This window comes from Clostridia bacterium, from assembly GCA_014360065.1.
Taxonomy (GTDB): Bacteria; Bacillota; DSM-521; order Neomoorellales; family JACIYF01; genus JACIYF01.
Map to the genome: position 1 here is coordinate 1 of JACIYF010000233.1, position 1869 is coordinate 1869.

The 1869-nt window shown below is 56.9% G+C and carries 2 protein-coding genes; one reads left to right on the forward strand and one right to left on the reverse strand.

What is annotated here, in order from left to right:
• The first annotated feature begins 285 nt into the window (after positions 1-285).
• A complete protein-coding gene (locus H5U02_15390; protein ID MBC7343803.1) occupies positions 286-1467 on the forward strand; it encodes an agmatine deiminase family protein in 1182 nt (393 codons plus the stop codon).
• A 218-nt stretch (positions 1468-1685) separates the two neighbouring features.
• On the opposite strand, the gene H5U02_15395 is transcribed toward H5U02_15390, so the two are convergent.
• Positions 1686-1869 (reverse strand): S-layer homology domain-containing protein (locus H5U02_15395; protein MBC7343804.1); only part of this gene is annotated, 184 nt, incomplete at its 5' end.

A 1869-nucleotide genomic window follows, 5' to 3' on the forward strand; every position in this document is an offset into this window, starting at 1 on the left:
CCTAAATCTGTAAAACTCCGATAAAGGCAGGATTAGCTGCAGGCTAAGCTTGGGCTAAGCTTTGTGCCGGGATGGTCGACAACCAGGCCTAGCCTTAATGGCTTAATGGCAATCCAAATGCGGGCATGGGTACAGCGCCGGATGGTTGGGTATCTTAGTAGTAGGGACCCTCGCCCCTCCAGCGGCCAGCGGTCACAGCGGCAGTTGGCTCGGTAACTTAGCGGCAAGATGACAGCCTGGGATACCGGCCGGGCCTGAGACCTGGTTTGTAGAAGGTGGGAAAGAGTGACTAAGCGATATGGTCTGATCATCCTGGCGTTCCTTGCTCTGGCACTAATCCTGTCGGTGAAGGCCGCCTACAAGAAGCCAGCAGAATACGGAGCCAACCGACCTGCTGCCTTTGTCTTCCCAGGTGAATTTGAAAAACAGCAGGCCATTTGGATGCAGTGGCCGGGAGCAGGGTACAGCGCCGCCGGCGATCCTGTGTATCCCGTCTTCATCGATATTATTAAGGCCCTCGACCCTTACATCCGGGTAAACCTTATCGTCCGGAGCAGCGAAGAAGGCCAGCAAATTGCCGACCTACTTCGAAGCGCCGGTTACCGGGGCAACAATGTCCGTTACTACCCCATTGACCACCAGTCCATATGGTGCCGGGATGTGGGCCCGGTTTTTGTCAAAGACGGCCAGAACCAGCTACACGTGGTGGATTTTGGCTTCAACGACTACGGCCGGGGCCAAGATCAGTCCTTTATCGATATTGAAAGCCAAGTAGATAAGCGGGTCGCCCAGCTCCTCCAACTACCCCTGGTCGCTAGCAGCCTGATTTCCGAAGGCGGCGGGGTAGAGTCCAACGGCCGGGGCACGATCATGATCACAGAGTCGGTGGCCCTGGACCGCAACCCGGGAATGACTAAAGCTGAGATTGAAAATGAATACAGGCGGGTCCTGGGCGCCAAGAAGATAATCTGGCTGAAACGGGGATTGGCCGAAGACGACCTAATCACCAAAGGTCACATTAACGAAATAGCCCGTTTTGCCAACCCCGGTACCATTCTTCTGGCGCAAGTGCTGCCTGAGGATAGGTATACCAATTCCACCTCCGAGGAGTCATACCTGCGCCTGGAACAGAATTACCGCATCCTTTTGAACTCCACCGACCAGGACGGCAAGCCCTTCCGCATCATCAGGATACCCATGCCCCCTACCCTTTATGGCGAACTCGACGCCGCCGGCAAAATTCCAGTACGGAGCTATTTGAATTACGCGGTTACCAACGGTGCTGTCCTAATGCCCACTTACTGGAAGCCAGGGCGCTCAGACCGGCTGAGGGATGTGGAAGAGCAAGTGAGGCGCACCTTCCAAAGCGTGTTCCCCGGCCGGAAAATAATCGGCATCAACGCCGAAAGCGTAAACTTCTGGGGCGGCGGGATCCACTGCATAACCCAGCATATGCCCGCCGCCTAGGACCGCCGGCAATTCCTCCCGCCAACGCTGGCCTATTCTAATCCTGGTTTCGTGCACCATCTCTAGCAAGTCGGCGCAAAATCATGGCCAGGCGGTTTTTGTCCGCTTCTCCAGTAGCAATGCCCATCATAGTGGATCGCGTGGAGGCAGGCAATAGACGAAAGCCCCCTGGCATGTTGAAACACCAGGGGGCTAGACTACTTTCTGCGACTTAGGTGCTAGGGCAGCTGCCGGTACATCCGGGCCAGCATGGCTGCCGCCTGCTCCCGGGTAGCGGTGCCAAAGGGATCGAACCGCTTGTCAGTAGTGCCAAGGACGATGCCCTTATCGGCCGCCAGCGCCACTTCCCGGGCCAGGCCGGGGGTGATGCGGTTTTGGTCCTGGAACCGGGCCAGGATGGTA